Below are 865 nucleotides of genomic sequence, written 5' to 3' on the forward strand. Positions count from 1 at the left end.
CCCTCACAGGTCACCTTCACAGGCTTACAGAACGCTCCCCTACCCAACAATATTTACATATCGCTGCCGCGGCTTCGGTGCATAATTTAGCCCCGTTACATCTTCCGCGCAGGCCGACTCGACCAGTGAGCTATTACGCTTTCTTTAAATGATGGCTGCTTCTAAGCCAACATCCTGGCTGTCTGAGCCTTCCCACTTCGTTTCCCACTTAATTATGACTTTGGGACCTTAGCCGGCGGTCTGGGTTGTTTCCCTCTTCACGACGAACGTTAGCACCCGCCGTGTGTCTCCCGTGATAACATTCTCCGGTATTCGCAGTTTGCATCGGGTTGGTAAGTCGGGATGACCCCCTAGCCGAAACAGTGCTCTACCCCCGGAGATGAGTTCACGAGGCGCTACCTAAATAGCTTTCGGGGAGAACCAGCTATCTCCCGGTTTGATTGGCCTTTCACCCCCAGCCACAAGTCATCCGCTAATTTTTCAACATTAGTCGGTTCGGTCCTCCAGTTAGTGTTACCCAACCTTCAACCTGCCCATGGCTAGATCACCGGGTTTCGGGTCTATACCCTGCAACTAATTCGCCCAGTTAAGTCTCGGTTTCCCTGCGGCTCCCCTATCCGGTTAACCTTGCTACAGAATATAAGTCGCTGACCCATTATACAAAAGGTACGCAGTCACACCCCGAAGGGTGCTCCCACTGCTTGTACGTACACGGTTTCAGGTTCTTTTTCACTCCCCTCGCCGGGGTTCTTTTCGCCTTTCCCTCACGGTACTGGTTCACTATCGGTCAGTCAGGAGTATTTAGCCTTGGAGGATGGTCCCCCCGTATTCAGACAGGATAACACGTGTCCCGCCTTACTCATCG

At 52.6% G+C, this 865-nt stretch carries 1 rRNA gene; it reads right to left on the minus strand.

Going from position 1 to position 865, the window contains the following annotated elements:
- Positions 1-865: ribosomal RNA gene (locus HMPREF3119_RS18320) — 23S ribosomal RNA — on the minus strand; the annotation flags it as partial.

The organism is Morganella sp. HMSC11D09 (genome assembly GCF_001807955.1).
In the GTDB taxonomy this organism is placed as follows: Bacteria; Pseudomonadota; Gammaproteobacteria; order Enterobacterales; family Enterobacteriaceae; genus Morganella; species Morganella morganii.